Genomic DNA, 22,220 nt, shown 5'->3' on the forward strand with positions numbered 1-22,220 from the left:
AGTTGTATATACCTGATTGCCTTCTTTGCTCTCCATGGCACCGCGACTTGAAAGTTACCCAATGCAGGTGCGAAGCGCCGAGGTGATATTGTAGTGACTTATTTGTGTCTATTCATCCTGCCCATAAGCATGAGCTACTGGGCCGATTCTTGGGTTAATGCGTGTATAGAAAGCTACTTTTGTGCCCCAAAGGTTGAATTGATTTACGGTGAACCATTGCTGAATGGATAGCTGGCACGCGAATCGTTTTTTGAATATATTGAAATAGACCGCCATCACTATTGTCACTATAGTACTGCTGATTTTTTTGCCTTAGGCCCCTTTAGGTAAAAAGCATATATCAGTAAGCTGTCAGAAGTTGGTGGAGGGTATTATTTTGAACCACCATCTGCAGTACAAATTTTTTTTATATTCTATTGGGAATTACTTAGCATTCTAAAGTAAAACACCGATAAAGATTTTGACCTGAAAAAAATGGCTGGTAGGGCAGATTAAAAAATGCTGCCCCGCCACTAACTAAAAAGCTAGGCTTTACCAGCTTGCACTGGCCGTTGGCGCTCCTGGCACAGTTAGCTTAGGAGAAACCGCATAGAATCTATATGAATTCGTGTTTGGTTGCGCGGCCTGCTCTAACCATATTGAAGTGGTTTGAAATTTATTGCCATGCATAGGTGTTGCAGTACCCAATTGATTCACTGCATCTTCGGTTCCTGAGTTTAAGCACCCGGTCCAAACAAAATCAAATCCGGCACTGGTTCCCGTTTCGTCGTACTCAACCCTAGCGGCGATTGTTCCATCAAGTAAGTCAGCTCTGTTATTGGCGAGCTTCACGCCGTTTAAGTTATAGATAGGAGTTGCTGTAACATCCCCATTATAGGGATCGCATTGATCGTTCGCCGCCGTTGCGGTAACGGCTCGCCAAGTAATCGATGCATCGTCGGTATCCTTGGTGCTGGATAAATCTGCCGCCGTGTTAACAAATGCATTGTAATCAGCAATATCCGTGCTGGTGGAATCTCGATCGGTTGATGTAACGAAAATAATATAAAACTGATCGCCAGGGCTTAGGCCTGCAGGTATTAATGCGGCTGGTGCGTCCAATGCCTGAGCTGCCATAGCTGAAAGTGAAAAGAATATGGCTGCTATTTTTTTTGTTTTATGGTTTTTCTTCATTAAGTTGCTTATCCTTCATGATTTTAGTTTGCGTTTTTGGATGCATCAACGTTGCCTAATTAATACATTTGATTGATTGTAGACGATACAAATTATTTGCACAAAAATCTTTCATGCGATTGAGGGCCAGTGAACTCGCAGCAATTGGCGTCTTATAAATCATAAGTCTTACCGCCTTGAGCTCGCCTGCAGCTTACCCTCCTTGTTTTCTTCCCTGCAATATTCTTGGTCTAGGTTCTTAGATGTTGAGGCTACTTTAATCCTTTCTTTTCGTCAGTTATTAGCGGCGATTTTTGCGGGTTTTTAGGCGGCGTATGCGATCCTTCTCTTCTTTTTCTTTTGCCTTTAGCTCGTCGCTGATACGCGCGTCTTCGACTTCTTTTTGTGCCATTTCTGGTGTTTCATAGCTAATGCGGCCGAGTAAGCCGGCGCGCAACTCGGTAATTAAAATCGATGCTACTTTTTGTATATCCACGCCGCCGCCCTTGCGCGTACAGCCGCGGTGCTTGCCTATAGCATCCAGTAATTCCAAGTCGGTTTCGGGTAGTTCTTCAATTTTGTAGCGACCCTTTAAGGCGTCAGGGTAGGTTTTAAGCAGGTATTCACCGGCGTAGAGTGCTATATCGGCATAGTCAAAAACGGTGTCTTTGATGGCGCCAGTAATGGCGAGGCGATAGCCGCAAGAAGGTGGGTTGAGTTTGGGCCATAAAAATCCGGGCGTATCGGTTAATAAAAATCCATTTTCTAATTTTATTTTTTGTTGCGCCTTGGTCACGCCTGCTTCGTTACCCGTTTTGGCAATAACGCGCCCCGTGAGGGTGTTGATAATGGTGGATTTCCCCACATTGGGGATCCCCATAATCAGCGCGCGCGCAGGGCGCACTTCGCGCTGGCGTGCGCTCACCATACTGGTACAAACCTGTAGCAGTTGACGAATTTGTTCGGGCTGTTGTTGGCTTACAGGTAGCGCTTTAACGCCGCTTTCCTGTTCCATTTTTTCAACCCAAAGCGCGGTTATCTCAGGGTCGGCAAGGTCGGCTTTGTTCAGCAGGCGAATTAAAGGTTTGTCGCCGCGTAGGCTGGGGATTAGCGGGTTTTCACTGGAGAATGGAATGCGCGCATCTATCACCTCAATGATAATGTCCATATGGGGCATGACTTCCGCAATTTCTTTGCGGGCTTTGTGCATATGGCCGGGGAACCAGTTAATCGACATAGAGATTACTTTTATTGAGAGAAAAGGGCTTTGCAAGAAAGATAAGTGTGTGTTGTTTTGGTGTATAAAGATTGTGTTGTAAATCTTTTGAATCAAGCGTGATCTACGCCAGACTGTCTAGCTTTTCACTACTGTCAAAGTGATGCAGCAGCCAGAAATCTGCGGGTGTTTCACCTTCGCATACCGCTATAGAAATCGGCGCAAGTAGGGGGCCGTATTCAGCGTCCAGATAGAGGCATTGCGCGAGCCGTTGCCACAATTGAGCTGGCTTTTCGGTAAAAAAGTGGAAGCTTAAGTAGGTCTGTCCGCGTTCACTAAGCCTATCTACTTCGGGTGAGCGAATGGCGCGCACGCGCTGTAAAAACGTATTTTGATCAAAGTTTTCGCTAAATTCGGGCTGGATTTGAATGCTAATGCACTGCATGTATGGCCTTCCGCATGTTTAAAGAGCTGCATTATACAGAAAGCAGCTGCTGAAGGGTTTTATCTCCCATCATGGCTGTGGAGAGTTAAGAAAGATTAAGCTCGCAGCTATTCTGCTGGTTTCATATGCTTTCAGTTATGATGCGCGCCTTTTTCGTCATTCACTTTTCGTGTGGAATCTATGCTCACATCACCGCTTTTTCGCCCCATAGCACTAGGGATCTATTTTCTGTTTTTTACGGTAGGTGTCGTTGGTGCCTTGGTGCTACCGACCTTTAGCCTGTTCTTGGCAGCAGAAATTGGGGTGCGGCCGTTTTTGGTGGGCTTACCCTTTGCAGGTATCGCCTTGGCAAGTATTGGCTACAACCATTGGATTGGTCACTGGTCTGATAAGTTGGCGGATCGCCGCCCCCTGGTGGCGAGCTTTTGTTTGGTGGGTACGCTTGCCTGTTTGGTGTTCGCTTTTTCGCGTAACTATTGGTTAGTGGCGGCTACGGCGATATTTTTATTTAGCCTGTCGATGGTGTCTTTTTCGCAAATGCTGGCCTACAGCTTGGACTATGCCGAGCGCGAAATCCCTGCCGAGCGCATTCCTTTGTTCAATGCCATTGTTCGTGCGCAAATTGCCTTTGCTTGGGTGGCGGGGCCTCCAGCAGGTTTTTTATTCGCCTCCTATTATGGGTTTACGTTTACCTATGCATTGGCCGCAGGCTTATTTTTTGCGGTGGGTGCAGTCAGTATCAAGTTGTTGCCACGTCTACCTAAAATGCAACAGCAGCTCGCGGAAGCAGAGCAGGAAATTCCAAGTCTTATTCCTAGCCTATCTCCCAAGGCGAAGCAGTCACTGATTCTGTGCGCCATTGCCTTTTCACTGATGTGGGGCGTTAACAATGCGTACCTGATTAGCTTGCCGTTACATTTGAAAGAAAATTTGGGCGTAGATACAAAACTGATGGGCTGGGTGATGGGTACCACTGCCGCGCTAGAGGTTCCTTTTATGCTCTTAGCGGGCCACTATGCGGCGCGCTTTCGTTTGATTAACTTAATCCGTTGCGCGGGTGTTGCCGCGCTGCTGTTGTATACCGGTGTTTACTTTGCGACAGCCCTCTGGCAATTGTTTGCCTTGCAAATTTTTAATGCGGTTTTTGTGGGTGTATTGGCGGGGCTGGGTGTTTCTGTGATTCAAGATTTAATGCCGGGCCGCTCGGGCGGCGCATCTGCGCTGTATACCAATACAACGCACATGGGAAATTTAATCAGCAGCTTGATGGTGGCGGTGGTCGCAGACATATTTGGTTATGGCTCAGTATTTTTGGTGAATATATTGCTGGTGGTGATTGCTATTTGGGCATTTGGGCGGGTGCGCTCTGCGCGCGAGTTGGGGCTGCAAAAATAAGCAATGTTTACAATAAAAAATGCCGCATAAAAGCGGCATTTTTTATGAATTGATGAGGTCTTGCGGGTTAACTATTCCTCATCCTGTTGGAGTAATTCAGTTAGGTCTTCCACGCTCATGGTATACAGCCGGTGGCGTAGCTCGCTTTCAATTTGCGGCATTATACTGCCGACAACTTCATCGATGAGATGTTGGCGCGGCTTGTTGATTTTATGTTGAATATTTTTTGTAGCAGAAACTATCTTTTTGGCCGTTTCATATTCAAATAATGGCGGTGGGTTATTGCCGTGTAAACGCTCGCGAATATGTTGTGGTAAAAATGGATTCTCGCCGCTGGCTTTAACCAGTGATCGGGGCGTGCTATTGGTTTGCGCGTTGAAAGAGGTGAAGTTGCTGCTAGGCGCGTCGGTTTTGTGAAAGCTATCTGTTGACGTGAAATCAAGATCAAGATCAAGATCAAGATCAAGCGAGGCCTCTGCAATCTCTGCTGTTCCAATGCTACTTGTAGTTGCTTCTTCATGTAAAAGCATGGCTTCTTCGAAGAGTGAAGTTTGCGTACTGCCGATGCTGTGTGCGGTATTGTTGTGATGTGCAAGGGTATCAGGTTGAAATATATCTTGATGATGTTGGGCGGAAATATCCTGCAGTATCGGAATATGTTCATTCTCTAAGAGTAAACCTTTTATAGATTCCAGCTCTTGCAAAATTTCGGCTTTAGTTTTATTTGAGTTGGCCATAATCTTTACCTGCAGTTCCCTAATTTGGGTGTGCTCATTGGTTTAGCGTATTTATATCTTGCTTTACATTTATATCTTTCTTGTTTCAATAGGGTAGCCGCGACTTTTATAAAAGCTAAAGCGTTCGCGGCTAGTAAGCAATTCTTGCGGTGCTTGAATGACGATTTCGCTGAGTCGCTCAAAGCGGCTGAAGTAGCTAGGTATCTCGCTGCTCAGATTTACCAAAAGGCCATGATGACCATTGGCATTTGGGGTGTAGGTGATTTCTACGCTCGCTTGCTGGGCTTCAGGTGCTTTTTGGTTGTCTTTGGTCTGCGAAACATTGCTCGTCGCTTGCTCCACGAGTTGATGGGGAATAAAACTCTCCGGTTTAAAGGTCCATAGCAACTCATCAAAGGCACGCGCCTGGGTTTCATTGTCCAGTGCGACTAATACTGAGTGCCCGAGCCGCTGCACCTTGTCGATTAAACGACAAGCGAACACCCAGCGGGCATCCTCAGTAGCATCGGGCAGTATATAAAAATCAACTTGGGTCATTGTGTGCTAGTACCGACCTACATTTATTGTTGGTTCAACAAATATTGAACTAAGAGTCCCACTGGACGGCCAGTTGCGCCTTTTGCGCTGCCGGAGCGCCACGCGGTGCCAGCAATATCCAGATGCGCCCAAGCGACTTTTTTGGTGAATCGAGACAGGAAGCACGCGGCGGTGACACTGCCGGCTTCGCGTCCGCCAATATTGGCGATATCGGCAAAGTTACTGTCCAATTGTTTTTGGTATTCATCCCAAAGTGGCATGTGCCACGCGCGATCGGCAGATTCTTCACCCGCTTTAAGCAGATTTTTTGCGAGTTCATCATTGTTGCTGAACAGCCCGGTGGCATGGGCGCCAAGTGCAATGACACATGCACCGGTGAGGGTGGCTATATCAATAACGGCTTTGGGCTTGAACTTTTCACTGTAGGTGAGGGCGTCGCATAGCACTAAGCGGCCTTCAGCATCGGTGTTGAGCACTTCTATGGTGAGACCTGCCATGGAGGTAACTATGTCGCCAGGTTTGGTGGCTTTGCCGTTGGGCATGTTTTCGCTGGCGGCAATTACACCTACCACATTAATCGGCAGCTGCAATTCTATAAGTGTTTGAAAAGTGCCTAGCACACTCGCTGCACCGCACATATCGTATTTCATTTCATCCATACCAGGGCCAGGCTTGAGGCTGATGCCGCCCGTGTCAAAGGTAATGCCTTTGCCGACCAGTGCTATAGGTGCATCTTTTTTGGTGCCGCCGTTATATTCCAATACGATGAGTTTGGCGGGTTCATCGCTGCCTGCCGCAACGGACAGCAGTGAACCCATCCCCAATTCTTTCATTTGTTTCTCTTCAAGCACGTTTACTTTGAGCTTGGTTTGGCTGCGTGCTAATTGCTTGGCTTGGTTGGCGAGGTAATTAGGGGTGCAAATGTTGCCTGGCAAATCACCTAGCTCACGGGCTAGGTTGACGCCTTTGCCTATTGCTTGGCCCAGGGTTAAGCCTTGAGTGGCGCTGGATAGTTGGGTTTTACTTGCCCCAAAAATGATTTTTTTGAGATCCAGACTAATGTCAGCAGGCTTACTTTTAAGCTTGTCAGCACGATAGTCCAAGAGGCTGAGGCTTTCTGCGATGAGGCGTGCTTGCCATTCTACTGATTGATCCTCAACGGCTACTTCCCCAAATGCGAGGCTGAGTTCTGTGCAGTGGGTGGGCTTGAGGCTTTCTCCAATCTTGGCTATGGCTTTGCGATAAGCATCTGCGCTTATCTTGCCCTTGTGGGCTGAGCCCATGCCCACGACAAGCAGGCGCTCCGCCGCAATACCCTGTACATTTAAGAGCAGTAGCGCTTGACCGAGTTTGCCTTGAAAATGTTCGCGTTTTAAAAGGGTTTCCAGCTGCTGTGCATCCGCCTCATTTATTGCCGCGGCTGAGGGTGATAAAAGTAGCCCCTCATAGCAGGCAACGACCAAGCATTGGCTGCTGTGTTTAACGGGGTCGAAAGTTTTGGCTGTGTATTGAACACTGTGAGAGCGAGGCATTTTGACGGGCTTGGTTGCGGTCATATTGATCCCTTGGGTAATAGCGTGTGTGTCGGAGATGGGTTTAGGTCTAAATTATACATGGCGATAAAAGAATTCGACCAAGACAAATGACGTGCTGTGCGTGATAATGCCACAGATTAAATATGCCTTGGCACCTTATTACGGCAAAACTTGAACCTGATGAGGCTAAATCATGAACTTGGTGCGGGCTAGGTAGTCGCAGCTTGTGCACTGTTAATCACCATATAGGGTACGTTGCACAAAGCCGCAACTATTTGTACGGTTTTTCGACAGCCTGAGCACTTGTGAGAGCTCAACTGCAAATAGGTTGTTAGAGGTTGTTGAACTCTTTTTTTGTCAATTGGAAACATTACTTTGATTATATTTCGTTACCTTTCTCGGGAATTGTTGATCACCTGTTTGGCGGTGAGTGCAGTGCTCTTGACGATTTTTCTCTCGGGTAAGTTCAGTAGTTATCTCGACGATGCGGCTAAGGGCAAATTGGCAGTAGATGTGCTGTTTACGGTGATTACTTATCGGATGCCGGGCCTGCTCGAATTGATTGTGCCTCTTGGGTTTTATCTTGCCATATTGCTCGCCTATGGGCGCATGTATATGGACAGTGAAATGGTCGTCTTGTCGGCCTGCGGTATGAGTCAATGGCAGCTGGTAAAAATTACTTTGTTTCCTGCGTTATTTGTCGCGGGAACTGTGGCGCTATTTAGTTTTTGGCTGAGCCCCTTGGGTGCACAGCTCAGTGAGAAAGTATTGGCCGAACAGCGTAATCGCAGTGAGTTTGAAAGTTTACAAGAAGGGCGGTTTCAGGCTATAGGGCAGGGGCGCATCATGACTTATATAGAAGCGGTCGCGAAGGATAATAAGCGCCTTGAAAATGTATTTGTGGCGCAGCAGGATGGCAATATGGCATCTATTGTGGTGGCCAATAATGGCAAACAGTCTTATGAGTCTGAATATGGTCAGCGCTATCTAGTACTGCACGATGGTTATCGCTACGAAGGGCAGCCGGGTACCAATGAATTTAAAGTAACTCGCTTTCAAGAGTGGGGTAGATATTTGCCGCCGAGTAACAGTGTGGCGGAACTGGAAAGCAAATCAGATGCTAAGTCGACTTTACAATTATTGCGCGAAGATGAGCTGGAAAGTCGTGCAGCTTTGCAGTGGCGTATTTCTATGCCCTTAATGGTATTTATTGCGACCTTGCTTGCGGTGCCCTTGAGTAAAACGAATCCGCGCCAGGGGCGCTATCTTAAAATGTTGCCCGCCATTTTGATTTATATTTTTTATCTCACTTTTTTAATTAACGCCCGTGGTGCTGTGGCTAAAGGCGATCTGCCCGAGTGGTTGGGTGTTTGGGTGGTACATATTCCCTTTTTATTGGTGGCTTTATTGATGCTGAATTGGCACTACATAGTGCGCCCCTCCGCTAAGCAAATGAGGGCTGTACATGCGTAAAATTACTGCTTATATATCGCGCACTGTGTTCAGTGGTATTGCCGTTACGCTCTTGGTGTTTGTAGCGCTCGATTTTATTTTTGGCCTCATCACACAGCTGGAAAAAGTGGCGGGTAACTATACCGCGACGGAAGCATTTTACTATATGGCCTTAACGGTGCCGCGTCGTCTTTATGATTTAATTCCTTATGCCTGTTTGATCGGTAGTTTGGCGGGGCTGGGGCTCTTGGCGAGCAGCAGTGAACTGGTGATTATTCGCGCGGCGGGTGTTTCGGTAAAGCGAATCGCTTGGATGGTGTTGCGTCCAGCGCTATTTTTTATTGTGCTGGCGGTGCTAATCGGGGAGTTTATTGCGCCCTATACTGAGCAAACAGCAGATAGTCGGCGTGTTTTTTTGCGAGACAATATTACTCAGTCTTTGCCACAAAATATGTGGAATCGCGAAGGCAATGAATTTATGCATGTAGATGCCGTTTTGCCTAGTGGTGTGATCTACGGTTTGACACGTTATCAATTTAATGATGCACACCAGTTGGCGTCAGCCAGCTTTTCTAAGCAGGCGATTTATCAGCAAGGTTATTGGCAGGAAGAGGATGTAGTCATCACATATTTGAATGCGGATTCAGTTCGTAGTGAGCAGTTTGCTACTCGTCGCTGGGAGACTCCGCTTACACCAAATTTGTTTAATATATTGGTGTTGGCACCAGAAGATTTGTCTATGCGCAACCTGCATTACTATGTGAATTATTTGGGCGCGCAAGGTCTTAAAGCGAGCAATTATAGCTTGGCTTTTTGGCAGAAATGTTTACAACCGCTGGCGACAGCGAGCCTGGTACTAATTGCCATTTCATTTGTATTTGGCCCGCTGCGCAGTGTGACCATGGGTCAGCGAATTTTTACCGGTGTTGTTTTTGGGGTGGTATTTGTTCTGTTTCAAAAGTTATTGGGGCCATCGAGTTTGGTGTTTGGTTTTCCGCCTTTGATTGCCGTCATGATCCCCATTTCCCTGTGTATTTTGCTTGGGGCTGTCCTGCTTAAGCGCGCGGGTTAGCGCGCTTTTTCGGTCATCCATGTACGCGTTTTACTCAGCTGATCATGCAGGGTTTGACGCTCTGAATTCGCATAAAGCCACCAGTAACCAGCACCTAAAAATAATAGTGATAGCGGTGCAAGTAAGCAGCGCACCATGCATTGCTTGTAGCTCGGTAGGCTTGTATCGATATTGACTATTTTTAGTCGCCAGGTTTTCATGCCCAGTGTCTGGCCTGAACTGTGCCAAAAGTAGCAAAAAAATCCGCACAGGCTAAGCAGCCAACCACCAAACACTAGGGGTTGGGCTGCGCCCCAGCTAATTCTTTCTCCCGCGGCAGGCGCGCCGTAAATTAGGCTGTGCAATCCCGCCATAATTGCACCGTATAAAATACTGACGGCAGCAATTAATAGTGTGTCATAAACTATGGCTGCGCAGCGGCGCCAAAGCGCAGGTGCTTCGAATGTTGTTGTCATTTTAAGTTTTCGTTGGATTAAATTTTGTAGCCTATAAGCCATTCGCTATTTTGTTGCGTAGTGTGCCCAAGGCTTATGATCCCGCTGCCTTGCAGGGGGAGTTCTTCGCGCCGCAAATAGAACTCTGTTTGATCATCGCCGCGCACATAGGTCCCGTTGGTGGAATGATCGACTAGCACATACTTGCCGCGGCGAAATTCGATATGGCAATGATCGCGGGACGCTAAATCGCTTTCAATTAACAGTTGGGATTTTTCGGGATCGCGCCCAATTCTATAAGGTGTTATATCGGGTAGGATCTGTATTTCCCGTTCTTGTACCCAGAGACTTAGTTGAAAGTTGGTGACAAATCGGGTGATGTCTTGCAGTGACATCACCTGGGTTGCTCGATTGTTTTTGCCGCTTCGTTCCCAGTCCAAGCGATAAATCAGTGTTTTTTCGTGCTCTCCTTTAATATTTACTCGATCAAACATTTGACAGTCTTGGCGTTGTGTTTGATCCAGCTCATCAACCAGAGACTGGGTTAGGACAATCTGGTTGGCGCGGGCTATATGAGCCACATAGGCAGCGTCATTGACCGTATCCCCGAACACGTCATTGTGTGTCACGAGTGCAGCGCCATAAGCAATACCTATGCGCACGCCGAGGTCTTTAAGTTGCGGTTCTTTGGCGCAGCGCAGTTGAATCGCGGTGGCTGTTTCGCAGGCATCGCTTGCTCTGTTGAAGCGCGCCATGATTTCATCGCCTATCGTTTTCACTCGAGTGCCTTCATGCACTATGGTCAGGGCGGTCATAAATTCAATGGCTTGGTCGATAATAGCCTTGGCTTGCTCATTGCCAATATTTTTATATAGCCCTGAGCTGCCAGAAACATCGGCAAACATAATGGCTTGTGGTTGGCTTTGTTGGTTCATAAGGTTTGCGGAGGCTTGGGCGGAGAAGGGTTGCATCATAAGCATTTTATGTGCAGGGTGCAAAATTCACTAAAGGGAAAGGCGTTGCGGGCAGCGATTTTGTATTTTTTGTGTTGAGGTGGCTTGGTAGAGTGCTTGTGGCAGTTTAATGCATAAAAAAAGAGCCTGTATTGCTACAGGCTCTTTTTAGATTTGGTACCAGTGGTCGGACTCGAACCGACACGATTTTAAGGTCGCCGGATTTTGAATCCGGTGCGTCTACCAATTCCGCCACACTGGCGATGTGTGGGGCGCATTCTAATGATTTGACGAAGTATGTCAAACAATAATTTAGAAATATTTCTTTTATTTTCACCTTCATTACAGGAAGTGATCAGTTTGGTGAAAAAGCGGTTAGGGTGTTTATTTTGTGGGCTTCTGGTGGCGATTAGTACGCGGATGGATTTTGCACTTGCAGGGAATTGGTATACCCTTGCCGCCGTTTATTTCCTTATGTTGAGTCTTTGTGACCTTATCTATGCGCCGTCAGGATTTTTTTTACGATTTACCCGATGCATTAATCGCCCGCGCGCCCGCTGCTGAGCGGCGCGGTAGTCGGTTGCTGTGTCTCAATGGCGCAAGCGGCTCTCTCAGTCATCGTCAGTTTCCCGACTTGTTGGATTTGGTGGCGCCAGGCGATCTCATGGTGTTTAACAATACCCGCGTAATACCCGCGCGTGTTTTCGGCCAAAAAGCGACTGGAGGCCAAGTGGAGATTCTGGTGGAGCGGGTTTTAGATAGTCGCCATGTGTTAGCTCATACCCGTGCCAGCAAGGCGCCCAAGGTCGATAGTGTCGTTATTTTGCAGGACGGTACCCAAGTAAAAATGATGGCCCGTCATGATGCACTCTTCGAGTGGGCTTTTTTGGGAGATGAATCGGCCCTAGATGTATTGGAGCGAATAGGGCATATGCCCTTGCCGCCTTATATTGATCGCGCTGATGAGTTGGCCGATCGCGAGCGCTACCAGACGGTATACAGTCAGGAGCAGGGTGCGGTGGCCGCGCCCACGGCAGGGTTGCATTTTGATGAGCTGATGCTGGAGCAGCTAAGAGCCAAGGGTGTGCAGATTGCGTTTGTCACTCTGCATGTGGGTGCCGGTACTTTTCAGAATATGCGCGCCGATAATATCCTTGAGCATCAGATGCATTCAGAGTTTATGCAGGTATCCCAAGAGGTGTGCGACTTGGTGCGTGCAACTAAGGCTGCCGGTAAGCGTGTAGTGGCCGTGGGCACGACCAGTGTAAGGAGTTTAGAGTCCGCTGCTCAGGGTTATTTGAATGCTGAGCACAAGGGGGAAATTTACCCCTATGAAGGTGAAACCAATATCTTTATCTACCCAGGCTATAGGTTTGCGGTAGTGGATGCATTGGTGACAAATTTTCACTTACCCGAATCGACGCTCATTATGTTGGTTTCTGCGTTTGCGGGTTACCGTCATACTTTTGCAGCTTATAAAGCTGCGGTAGCGGAGCAGTATCGTTTTTTTAGTTATGGCGATGCCATGTTTATTACGCCCAATCCTGCCGCTGAGACTGAGTTGCTAGGAGCACGTGAATAACCGTTTGTTTATGTCCCGGCGATTTCGCCATCTGCGCGACCTTTTGCGCGACCTTCTGCGAGAGATAAGACCTTGAGCAATACATTTATGCAGTTTGAGTTGGATACCCAACATGGTCGCGCTCGTCGTGGTCGGTTGAAATTCCCCCGTGGTACGGTAGAAACGCCCGCATTTATGCCAGTGGGAACCTATGGCACGGTAAAAGGTATGACGCCGCGCGATATCGAAGATATAGGTGCGCATATCATCCTCGGGAATACCTTTCACTTGATGCTGCGCCCTGGCACCGAGGTGATCAAGGCGCATGGTGATCTGCATGATTTTATGCAGTGGAAAGGCCCCATTTTGACCGACTCTGGCGGTTTTCAAGTATTTAGCTTGGGCAAATTGCGTAAAATTACTGAGGCAGGAGTGTCCTTTAAATCGCCTATAAACGGTAATAAGGTTTTCCTCGACCCTGAAATTGCCATGCAAGTACAGCGCGATTTGGGCTCTGATGTGGTGATGATTTTTGATGAGTGCACGCCTTATCCGGCCAGTATTCATGAGGCGCGCAGCTCCATGGAGTTGTCTTTGCGCTGGGCTGCGCGCTCTAAGGTCGCCCATGGCGATAACCCCTCCGCATTGTTCGGCATAGTGCAGGGTGGAATGTACGAAAATTTGCGCAGTGAGTCGCTGCGCGGTTTAGCCGATATAGGTTTCGATGGTTATGCCATTGGCGGCTTGTCTGTGGGTGAACCTAAGGAAGATATGTTGCGAGTGCTCGAGCACATAGCACCGGAAATGCCCGTTGATAAGCCGCGCTATCTTATGGGGGTTGGTAAACCAGCGGACTTGGTTGAAGGTGTACGTCGCGGCATTGATATGTTTGACTGTGTTATGCCCAGTCGCAATGCACGCAATGGGCATTTATTCACCTCTGAAGGTGTACTCAAGCTACGGAATGCTAAGCATCGCGATGATACGCGCCCAGTCGATGAGCGTTGTGATTGCTACACCTGCAAAAACTTCTCGCGCGCTTATTTGCATCATTTGGATAAGTGTAATGAAATGCTGGGTGCCCAACTCAACACTATTCACAACCTTCGTCATTACCAAATATTGATGGCGGATATGCGAGAAGCGCTCAGTAATGACACCTTTGACGCGTTTTTGACGGACTTTTATGGTCGCCAGGGGTTGGAAGTGCCCGCTGCGCCCCCACAATGAGTCACGAGTTCGTTGTTGTACGTGAATTAATCGGTATAATCCGGCGCCTTTGACCATACCGCCGCACACAGTTCAGGCTAGCGCATTGTGTGCAGTGCTCAAAAAAACAGGTGAGCTACGACTCGCCAGGATAATTACGGGAAACTCTATGCTAAACCGCTATCCGTTATGGAAATACCTGATGCTGATTTTTATTACAGCAGTAGGTTTCGTTTACTCCATTCCTAATCTCTATGTGCCAGATGCAGCGGTACAAGTTTCCGGTGACTCCAGTGCAAGGGTAATTGATGCCCCTGTGTTGGCGACGATGGAAGCAGCCCTCAAAGACGCTAAGATCGAATACTTCGGCGCTGAGGCTAATGGTAAAAGTGCCATGATACGTATCGCTGATCGCGAGCAACAAATGCTAGCGCGCAAGCGTATTCAGCAAGCTCTGGGTGACGGTTATGTTGCGGCACTTAACAATGCGCCTACGACCCCTGAGTGGTTGCAGTCACTGGGTGCGGAACCTATGAAGTTAGGTTTGGATTTGGCCGGTGGTGTTCACTTCTTATTGGAAGTTGATACTGCCGATGCAGTTGCCAAGCGCCAAGCCATTAGTGCCGATGAGATGAAAGAAAAGTTGCGCAAAGCTAAGGTGCGTTACTCTTCAGTTGCTGCCAATAAAGAGAATCAAATCGTGGCGCGTTTCCGCTCAGTGGAAATTCGCGACGAAGCACTTGATACCTTGCGCGGCGATTATCCCACCATGCAGTTCAGCAAACCCGATGCCGAGGTGGAAGCGGGCGGCTTTGTATTTGTGGCGAATTTGAGTGAGGCAGCACTGCGCGAAATTGAAGATTATGCACTCAGCCAAAACCTTATTACTTTGCGTAACCGTGTTAATGAACTGGGCGTATCTGAGCCGATTGTGCAGCGCCAAGGGCGTAACCGTATTATTGTTCAGTTGCCTGGTATTCAAGACCCTGCAGAAGCTAAGCGTGTTATTGGTAAAACTGCCAATCTCGAATTTCGCTTAGGCGCATCGCAAGATACGCTAGTTTCAAGCAAAGAAGAGTTTCCCTATAAAGATGAGCTGACGCAAATGCAACGCGGCAACGCGGTGCTAGAGCGGCAGATTATTGTAACGGGTGATCGTGTTTCCAATGCGACCAGCAGCTTTGATCCAGAGACGAATCAACCACAGGTGAATATCACCCTCGATAGTCTCGGCGGCACCAAAATGCACCGTGTAACGCGCAACAATGTTGGGCGCGGCATGGGTATTTTATTTATTGAATACAAAACACGTACTGTGCTGAGTAAGAATGAGGCGGGTGAAGAAGTTGAGAAATCGACACAATATATAGAACGAAAGGTCATCAGTTTGGCGACTATTCAAAGTGCTTTGGGTGTTCAGTTCCGCATTACCGGTTTGGATAATCCCGGTGAAGCATCTGAGTTGGCGCTGCTCTTGCGCGCGGGTGCTCTGGCTGCGCCTATGCACTTTGTTGAGGAGCGCACCATTGGTCCATCTTTAGGTGCGCAGAACATTCAACAAGGTGTAAGCGCGACCCTTTGGGGCTTGGGCATAGTGGTGCTCTTTATGTTGGTGTTTTATCGTATGTTTGGTGTCTTCGCCAATATCGCACTAGCGCTAAACATACTCTTGCTCATGACAATCCTATCAATGTTTGGTGCAACCCTAACCTTGCCTGGCATCGCGGGTATTGTGTTGACAATAGGTATGGCGGTGGATGCCAACGTGCTTATCTTCTCGCGGATTCGTGAAGAGTTAAAAGCGGGAGCCTCGCCGCAGCAGGCCATTTATGCGGGTTACGAACGCGCATTTGTCACCATTCTCGACTCAAACTTAACCACCTTAATTGTGGCGGTGATCTTGTTTGCCATAGGTACAGGCCCAGTAAAAGGTTTTGCGATTACGCTGACCGTGGGTATTTTGACCTCCATGTTTACCGCGATAGTAGGTAGCCGCGCCTTGGCTAACTTGGTTTACGGTCGCCGTAAAAATCTGCAAAGCATTGCTATAGATGCGCTTCCGCCATTTAACCGTTTGCAATAAGAGAGCCCAGACATGTCTCAAGAAATGAAAATTATTGATTTTATGCGAGTTCGGAAGTTAACGTCCGGCCTCTCTATTTTTCTGGTGCTAGCTTCTATTGTCGTACTCAGTATTAATGGGTTGAAGTTTGGTTTGGATTTTACCGGGGGTACACAGCTGGAGGTTTTGTTTGACCGCCCCGCTGACCTGAACAAAGTGCGTAACTTACTGCATGAAGAAAAACTGGAGAGCCCTGTTGCGGTGCTGTTTGGTTCAGAGCACGAAGTTATGATCCGCACCCAAGATGAAATGAAAAAGAAAGGTCGTGAAGTGGCCGAAGCTGCGATTGCAACGGTAAGTGCTAAGGCTTCATTAATTGAAGTTGAGCGACCAAAACTGGGACAAGATGTTTTTGCGGAAGTTGTAATTATTGCGGGTGCCAGTGCGCAAGAGTTACAACAAAAGAATATTTTCCCCGAGTCAGCTTATGGTCGTGTGGAATACGCCGAGCATGAGGGTAAAACTCATGTATCTCTGCAAAATTCCCTTGATAAGGCTTATGTTGATCAGCTGATTGATAAAATGGAAGTTGCGACAGGGGCTAAGATTGATATTCGCTCGAGCGAGTTTGTTGGCCCACAAATTGGCGATGAGTTACGCGATGATGGCGGTTTGGGCTTGCTCACCGCATTTGTTCTCGTGTTCATTTATGTTGCCATCCAGTTCCAATGGAAGTTTTCTGTAGGGGCAATTACAGCGTTAGTGCATGACGTTATTATCACCTTAGGTTTCTTCTCGTTTTTCCGTTGGGATTTCGATTTGACCGTGTTGGCGGCGATATTGGCACTGATTGGTTACTCCATTAACGATACCATCGTAATTTACGATCGTATTCGTGAGAACTTTCGCATATTACGCAAAATGGATCCTTTGGAGGTGGTCAATATCTCCCTGACGCAAACCTTAGGTCGCTCGATCATGACTTCAATGACAGTAATGTTAGTGTTGGTTTGTTTGTTTGTGTTTGGCGGGGAGTTATTGCGCGGGTTCTCCAGTGCTCTGATCATTGGCATAGTGGTGGGTACCTATTCCTCCATTTATATTGCGGCAAACATTACCGTGGGTTTGGGTATTGCTAAAGAAGACTTGATGCCGCGCGCTAAAGAAGGTGCGGAATTTGACGATATGCCCTAGGGCTTGATTGTCTTTATCGCCAAAAACAGCGCCCTAGGGCGCTGTTTTTGTATTGGGCACCTGATAAAAAAACTGGCTAGAGTGGTTATTCACCACTAAGTGGTTTATCGTTTGCTGCAGTAAGAACCCGTGCGATTATCTACATGGATTAATAATAAACATGATTGAACACATCAGTTTCAACCCCGCCTTGCGCGCAAGTAATGACATTGAATTACTGCGCAACACTGTAGGGCGTTTTCAGCGTATTTTTAATGGCAGCGGTTACGGCTTTTGGGAGTGGGATTTACAGACCCAGCATATTGAGTGGTCCGGGGAGTTCTGGGAGCGCCTTGGCTATGGTCAGGAGGATGCAGAGGCCATATCGGACTCTTTTAAAATCCAACACTTTATTCATCCTGAAGACCGTGAATTTGCACTTGAAGCGGTGCGTGAGCACTTTCGCACTAAGCTCCCTATGAATGTTTGTTACCGCATCCGCATTAAAGATGGTGACTATATTTGGACACAGGTGCGTGCTGATTCTCAATGGGATGAGAATGGAAAGGCACAGATTATGTCAGGGGTTAACTTTGACATTACCGAAATGAAAAAAGTGGAAGCCGCGCTGCGTGAAAGTGAGGCGCGCCAGGTGCGTATTATTCAAGCCTCCAGTGATGGAATTTGGGAGTGGTATGCAGACCGTGGCGGTTTTCACTTTTCACATCGTTGTTGGGAGTTGTTGGGCTATGACGATCTCGACGATGTGCTCACTCAGGGTGAGGATCGTTTAAAAATTTGGCGCAAGCATATCTATCCTCAAGATTTACATATCTTTGATGATGCACTGCGGGATCACCTTGCAGGCGAAGCGCCCTTTGATATTGAGTATCGCTTAATTAGCTGCCAAGGGGAGATTCGCTGGATACGTGCCCGTGGACGTGCTGTGTTTGATGAGCAGGGCGTAGCACATATGATGTCGGGCAGTAATATGGATGTGACTGAAGTGAAGCGTGCAGAGGAGCGTGTTATTCAGGCAAAAGAGCAGGCTGAAAATGCGAATAAAGCCAAATCAGAATTTCTCTCCAGTATGAGCCATGAGTTGCGTACCCCGCTCAACGCTATTCTCGGTTATACCCAGCTGTTTGAATACGATGGCAATCTCAGTGGCCAGCAAATGGGCAATGTGCGTGAAATTCGCAAAGCAGGCGAGCATCTCTTGCAGCTGATCAATGATGTATTGGATCTGTCCAAAATCGAATCTGGCAAAATGACAATCTCCTTGGAGCCAGTGTTGGTGTCACGGGTCATTGCGGAGTGTTTTACCTTGGTGCAGCCGCAAGCTGATGCGCGAGGTATTCGTTTATCAACCGAGCTGGGGAGCTATTTACAAAGTTATATCGTAGCTGATCATGTGCGTTTTAAGCAGGCATTGCTTAACCTGCTAAGTAATGCGGTTAAATACAATAATGTTGGCGGTGAGGTGGAGGTTAGCTTAAATGCCCAGTTGGGCCAGTTGCTGCGTATTCAAGTGCGCGACACTGGGCGCGGCATTCCCGCTCAGTTGCAGTCGCAAGTATTTCAGCCATTTAATCGTCTCAATGCAGAAAACTCGAACATCGAGGGCTCTGGTGTTGGCTTGGTGATTACCAAGCAGTTGGTAGAAATGATGAATGGTGATTTGGATTTCAGCAGCCTTGATGGTGTCGGTACTCGCTTTTGGATTGACTTGCCTCTCGCGTCTGAATGGAATTATGAAACGCTAGAGAAAAAGAGTAACAGTGAGCATTACGTTCCGGCAAAGCTGCTGGTGCAGCGGCAATGTAAAATTCTTTATGTGGAAGATAACCCCACCAATATTCGCTTGTTAGAGCAAATATTTGCACGCTATCCGCAGTTGGAGTTAGATGTGGCTGAAGAGGCATTTTTGGGGATTTATAAAGCGCGCTCGCAAGTATTCGATGTGATTATTCTGGATATTAATTTGCCGGGTATGGATGGCTACGATGTGTTGCAAGTCATCCAAAATGATCCGCAAACCGCTAAAATTCCGGTCGTCGGCCTTTCCGCTAACGCTATGCCTTACGACATAGAACGCGGCAGAAGTGCGGGTTTTTATGATTACCTGACTAAGCCGGTTGAAATTCATCGCTTAATTGGTGTTTTGAATGAGTTGCTGGGTGAATAAGCTTGGGGAGATGTTTATTGTCATTGAATTCGCAATGGTGGTCCGTGACTGAAGTTGGCATTATCGCGATGATTTAGATTTTGAAAATTTTGCACGACTCATCTCAAGAGCTTTCTTAGGCGAACCCATCAAAATGAAAAACAGATATTCGTTATTTTCAGCTGATTGTTACGCAACATCGGCTGTAAATCACGCTTGGAGAGGGCTTTTTCTTTCGTTCCCATTTAACAGGCATAGCTATCTGAGCTTCATCAACTTCACGCGGCAATAACACCCCTCGTTTAAAGTTGTGTGTCATATAGATCATCGTTACCCGCATTTTATTGATGGCGAAGAAAATGACGTACGGTTAAAATTGATCGAAATTTTTTTTCGAAGTCGGCATTAAATTTTGTATAAGCTTTATTAGTTAGGTGATTTTGAATGTAGGGTGTCATAGCAAACGACTAGGGTTGATAAGTGAAGTGCTTGACTCGGCTAATAAAACGGCCCTACGAATTTGTCGCGTTTAACCCGAATAATAACTAAACCTAGCAGTGCCATCTCAATTTTATTTGGTTAAACCTAATGCGATCCCCAATGGTAAGATCGCCCCGCCTCTGTCGCCAACTCAACCACCAAACTCTTATCCAAGGATAATTGCGGCAAGTGCATGGCTGTGTGTTTTAGCGGTGTTTTAATGTGCGCGCGCTGATAAAAGGGGTTGGGATTTTTGCTGTTGATGCGCACCATTTTTACTTTGAAACCAACAGGCTTGGGCAGTGGTGCATAGCTGCGTAGGCGCAGGTTGCCGCCTAAACGAGAGTGAATTGTGAGTTTCTGAATTTGGCTTTTGGCCCAACGCATATCCACGACAAAGCCGCCGCGCATTACTAGGCCTTTTATTTCGCCTTCTGGCCATTCGTGGGGCAGTGCTGGTAACAGCTGTATGGCGCCATCGTGACTTTGCGCGAGCATTTCTGCCATGGCGGCGGTAAAGCCAAAATTGCCATCGATTTGAAAAGGCGGGTGAGCATCAAACATATTGGGATAGGTGCCGCCCGATTCTGCGACGCCGCCTTGGGTATCTCCTGCGGGTTTGATTTGGTCGCGCATTAATTTAAAGGCGCGATCGCCATCGAGCAGACGCGCCCATAAATTTATCTTCCAGTTCATTGACCAGCCGGTGGATGGGTCGCCGCGCTGCTCCATGCTTACTCGTGCGGCATTGAATAGGTCGGGTTGGCTGAGCGGTGAAATTTGGTTGCTGGGGTAAAGGCCATAAAGATGTGAGACATGGCGATGCTTGTCTTGTGGATCATCCCAATCTTGCAACCACTCTTGCAGTTGATGATATTGGCCAATTTGCATGGGTGGCAGTTGGTCGAGAATTTTGCGCCAGGTTGCAATTAGCTCGCGGTCTTGGTTAAGAATTTTTGCTGCCGCTATGCTGTTGGAAAACAAATCAAATAGTAATTGGTTGTCTAGGGTTACGCCTGCAGCAATTTTGACTCCCGTTGCTGTAGACGCATTTTCTGGCGACATTGAGGGCGATACTATTAGCCAGCCGGTTTTAGCATCCTTAATTAAAAAATCCTCAAAAAAAGCACAGGCCGATTTCATAATGGGGTACACGCTGGCGAGATAGTTGTTATCGCCGCTGTATAAATATTTTTGCCACAGGTGTTGGCTTAACCAAGCATTGCTGGTTGGCCATGAGCCCCAGGTGCCATCCACAGCGCCCGTCACACGCCAGATATCGGTATTGTGATGGGCCATCCAACCGCGTGCTCCGTACATGTTCTTTGCACTTTGTTGCCCAGTCTGCGCCAGGTCTCGAATTAGGCTGATAAATGGCTCATGCATTTCGGCGAGGTTGGTAACTTCTGCAGGCCAGTAATTCATTTCAGCATTGATATTGAGCGTGTATTTGCTATCCCATGCAGCTTGCGCATTGTGATTCCATAAGCCTTGTAAGTTGGCCGCTTGGCCGCTAGGTTGCGATGATGAAATCAATAAGTAGCGACCGAATTGAAAGTAGGTGCTGGCTAAGTCGGGGTCGTGACGGCTGGCAAATAAAGCGATGCGTTTATCGGTTGGCTCATTGGTGTATTCGCTTTTTCCCAAGTTTAGCGCGACACGGGAATAGTAATTTTGATAAAAATCGCTGTGTGCCTGTTTGCGAGCGTCATAGTTTCCGCCCTTAAATGAATTCTCAGCTTTAGCAAATGCCTGCTGAACACGGGCGTTGGCATCGGCACTGATATCGGCGTAGTTAACAAAGTTGGTAGCCATGGCGATTAAGATAATGGCCGAGTCGGCATGGCTAAGCTCAAGGCGATTATTGGCGAGGGTAATGCTACCGCCTTCGTTGAGCACTCGGGCTTGCGCAACAAGTTTTACCTGACCCTTTATTCCCTCGTGATCCTGCGCTAGCCCGCTCATGGTCAGGCTGTGATCTTGTTGATCCTGACTGAATTGCATGGCGGCCGGGTGAGAAAAGTGCGCGGTGAAATTTAGCTGGCCTTTTTTGCTGGCGCTGAGTTTTATAACTACCAGTTGATCAACGAAAGAAGTAAAGACTTCGCGCGTAAACTGAACATCTCCCACTGAATAGCGCGTGGTGGCTACGGCAGTGTTTAAATCCAGGTCGCGATAATAATTTTTATATTGATCATGGCTGGGAAATTCCAATAGCAAGCTGCCTGCAGTTTGATAGGGCATGCCGTTGGCGCCTTGGCTGGTAATGGCTTGTGCGGCTAGTTGTTCTGCCTTTTGGTATTCCCCACTGTTCAGCAACTGACGTATTTTCGGCAATGCAGGTAATGCATTTGGATTTAAATTGTTGTGCGGGCCGCCCGCCCAAAAGGTGTTTTCATTTAATTGAACTTCCTCCTTCGTTACTCCACCGTAAACCATAGCACCGAGTCGCCCATTACCTAGCGGCAAGGCTTCCTCCCAGCGGTTGGCAGCTTGTTCGTACCAGAGTTGTTGTGCGGCAGCAGGTAGTGCGCTCAAACTCGCGCTGATGAGTGTGGCTATTACAATAAATACTTTCATAAGCGAGCCATGTGTTGCAGTCGTTTTAATTTTTTAGCGTACTAAGGCGTTGTGTTTTTT

17 protein-coding genes and 1 tRNA gene are annotated in these 22,220 nt (G+C 47.5%); 8 read left to right on the forward strand and 10 right to left on the reverse strand.

The genetic code is table 11. From position 1 onward, the window contains the following. Positions 1-531 precede the first annotated feature (531 nt). From AC0KUT_RS08905 to AC0KUT_RS08915, 3 genes are all read right to left on the reverse strand, one after another. The gene (locus tag AC0KUT_RS08905) at positions 532-1,173 is read right to left on the reverse strand and encodes a hypothetical protein (RefSeq protein ID WP_488835222.1); all 642 of its coding nucleotides are present in this window, start codon (positions 1,171-1,173) and stop codon (positions 532-534) included. A gap of 280 nt (positions 1,174-1,453) precedes the next feature. After that, positions 1,454-2,389, reverse strand: a complete 936-nt coding sequence (ylqF, locus tag AC0KUT_RS08910; RefSeq protein WP_488835224.1) for a ribosome biogenesis GTPase YlqF — start codon at positions 2,387-2,389, stop codon at positions 1,454-1,456. Positions 2,390-2,492: 103 nt separating this feature from the next. Continuing rightward, positions 2,493-2,813, reverse strand: coding sequence for a hypothetical protein (locus AC0KUT_RS08915; RefSeq protein WP_488835226.1), 321 nt, complete (start codon positions 2,811-2,813; stop codon positions 2,493-2,495). Positions 2,814-2,993: 180 nt separating this feature from the next. Here AC0KUT_RS08915 and AC0KUT_RS08920 point away from each other — a divergent pair, with 180 nt between their 5' ends. Beyond that, positions 2,994-4,208, forward strand: coding sequence for a sugar efflux transporter (locus tag AC0KUT_RS08920; RefSeq protein WP_488835227.1), 1,215 nt, complete (start codon positions 2,994-2,996; stop codon positions 4,206-4,208). Positions 4,209-4,279: 71 nt separating this feature from the next. Here the strand turns inward: AC0KUT_RS08920 and AC0KUT_RS08925 are convergent, their stop codons facing one another. The 3 genes from AC0KUT_RS08925 to AC0KUT_RS08935 all read right to left on the reverse strand — a co-directional run bounded on the left by AC0KUT_RS08925 (position 4,280) and on the right by AC0KUT_RS08935 (position 7,038). Next, a complete protein-coding gene (locus AC0KUT_RS08925) occupies positions 4,280-4,945 on the reverse strand; it encodes a hypothetical protein (RefSeq protein WP_488835229.1) in 666 nt (221 codons plus the stop codon). A 69-nt stretch (positions 4,946-5,014) separates the two neighbouring features. Beyond that, entirely contained in the window at positions 5,015-5,482 is a 468-nt protein-coding gene (locus AC0KUT_RS08930; protein ID WP_488835231.1) for a DNA polymerase III subunit chi, read from the reverse strand. Between the two features lie 23 nt (positions 5,483-5,505). Continuing rightward, positions 5,506-7,038 (reverse strand): leucyl aminopeptidase, encoded by a 1,533-nt coding sequence (locus AC0KUT_RS08935; protein WP_488835233.1) that lies wholly within the window; start codon positions 7,036-7,038, stop codon positions 5,506-5,508. 354 nt (positions 7,039-7,392) lie between these two features. Between AC0KUT_RS08935 and lptF the strand changes: the two genes are divergently transcribed. Then, complete coding sequence (gene lptF, locus AC0KUT_RS08940) at positions 7,393-8,490, forward strand: LPS export ABC transporter permease LptF (RefSeq protein ID WP_488835235.1); 1,098 nt, start codon at positions 7,393-7,395, stop codon at positions 8,488-8,490. Further along, the gene (gene lptG, locus AC0KUT_RS08945) at positions 8,483-9,541 is read left to right on the forward strand and encodes an LPS export ABC transporter permease LptG (protein WP_488835237.1); all 1,059 of its coding nucleotides are present in this window, start codon (positions 8,483-8,485) and stop codon (positions 9,539-9,541) included. Before lptF ends, lptG begins: the two co-directional genes overlap by 8 nt. Here lptG and AC0KUT_RS08950 read toward each other — a convergent pair. The 3 genes from AC0KUT_RS08950 to AC0KUT_RS08960 all read right to left on the reverse strand — a co-directional run bounded on the left by AC0KUT_RS08950 (position 9,538) and on the right by AC0KUT_RS08960 (position 11,190). Further along, positions 9,538-9,996 carry an RDD family protein gene (locus AC0KUT_RS08950; protein WP_488835239.1) on the reverse strand — a complete coding sequence of 153 codons (459 nt, stop codon included), beginning with the start codon at positions 9,994-9,996 and terminating at the stop codon, positions 9,538-9,540. The two genes, lptG and AC0KUT_RS08950, sit on opposite strands and share 4 nt — an antisense overlap. Positions 9,997-10,013: 17 nt before the next feature. Continuing rightward, positions 10,014-10,949: an adenylate/guanylate cyclase domain-containing protein gene (locus tag AC0KUT_RS08955; RefSeq protein ID WP_488835241.1), complete on the reverse strand. Its 936-nt coding sequence runs from the start codon at positions 10,947-10,949 to the stop codon at positions 10,014-10,016. Positions 10,950-11,103: 154 nt separating this feature from the next. Beyond that, positions 11,104-11,190 (reverse strand) — tRNA-Leu (locus AC0KUT_RS08960). A gap of 237 nt (positions 11,191-11,427) precedes the next feature. On the opposite strand from AC0KUT_RS08960, the gene queA reads away from it, so the two are divergent. The 5 genes from queA (at position 11,428) to AC0KUT_RS08985 (ending at position 19,121) form a co-directional block, all read left to right on the forward strand. Further along, positions 11,428-12,510, forward strand: coding sequence for a tRNA preQ1(34) S-adenosylmethionine ribosyltransferase-isomerase QueA (gene queA, locus AC0KUT_RS08965; RefSeq protein ID WP_488835694.1), 1,083 nt, complete (start codon positions 11,428-11,430; stop codon positions 12,508-12,510). A gap of 87 nt (positions 12,511-12,597) precedes the next feature. Next, positions 12,598-13,719 carry a tRNA guanosine(34) transglycosylase Tgt gene (gene tgt / locus AC0KUT_RS08970; protein ID WP_488835696.1) on the forward strand — a complete coding sequence of 374 codons (1,122 nt, stop codon included), beginning with the start codon at positions 12,598-12,600 and terminating at the stop codon, positions 13,717-13,719. 148 nt (positions 13,720-13,867) lie between these two features. Beyond that, positions 13,868-15,781, forward strand: coding sequence for a protein translocase subunit SecD (gene secD / locus AC0KUT_RS08975; protein WP_488835243.1), 1,914 nt, complete (start codon positions 13,868-13,870; stop codon positions 15,779-15,781). 12 nt (positions 15,782-15,793) lie between these two features. After that, the gene (gene secF / locus AC0KUT_RS08980; RefSeq protein WP_488835245.1) at positions 15,794-16,954 is read left to right on the forward strand and encodes a protein translocase subunit SecF; all 1,161 of its coding nucleotides are present in this window, start codon (positions 15,794-15,796) and stop codon (positions 16,952-16,954) included. A gap of 160 nt (positions 16,955-17,114) precedes the next feature. Then, complete coding sequence (locus AC0KUT_RS08985; RefSeq protein ID WP_488835247.1) at positions 17,115-19,121, forward strand: hybrid sensor histidine kinase/response regulator; 2,007 nt, start codon at positions 17,115-17,117, stop codon at positions 19,119-19,121. Between the two features lie 564 nt (positions 19,122-19,685). Here the strand turns inward: AC0KUT_RS08985 and AC0KUT_RS08990 are convergent. After that, positions 19,686-22,160 carry a glycoside hydrolase family 95 protein gene (locus AC0KUT_RS08990; protein ID WP_488835248.1) on the reverse strand — a complete coding sequence of 825 codons (2,475 nt, stop codon included), beginning with the start codon at positions 22,158-22,160 and terminating at the stop codon, positions 19,686-19,688. Positions 22,161-22,220: the final 60 nt, after the last annotated feature.

The organism is Cellvibrio sp. 25HG11W-0 (genome assembly GCF_057815475.1).